The sequence below is a fragment of the Prevotella sp. AM23-5 genome (assembly GCF_003473645.1).
Lineage (GTDB): Bacteria > Bacteroidota > Bacteroidia > Bacteroidales > Bacteroidaceae > Prevotella > Prevotella copri_A.
Window position 1 is genome coordinate 1 of sequence record NZ_QUCG01000082.1, and the last position, 570, is coordinate 570.

Consider the following 570-nt stretch of genomic DNA (forward strand, 5'->3'; position numbering starts at 1 on the left):
CTAAATCGTTAGCAGTCACATTCTTTAAAGAACTTAACATACTGACATTCAATCAATAAAAGATTTTGCTGTGACTCGCTGCGTGCAACATCTTCAATTATCAATCTCCTATTTTGTAGTAAGACTAATTGTTCAATATATATCAGTTGTTTGTCGTAGCTCATATATCCAAATAAAAAGTAAAGCCTCATCTTAGTACACATCGTTGAGAGGAGTGGTGGGATTTATAGCTACAAAAATGTGGCTTTAATTCGCCTTCTCCAAATATTTTCTAAGAAACCAGCTTATCGGGTAGAGAATTTTACGCAAAAGTTCTAAATTCCATAAATTTCTCCTATATAGTCATGGGATATTTAGAAAAATATCGTATCTTTGTCCCCGAATTGAGGCGTTCTTTGCATATTGCAAAATACAGAAACGAGCAGAAGTCCGCTCGTTTCCATATTGTTACCTATATAATATAGGCAAACGCCCAACTTCTTGATTTTCAATCAAAGTCCAATTTAGAGCGAGTTAGATTCGTTAACACTTCTCAAAGGAGTTCATCCCCCCATCTTCCTCCCCTATCTC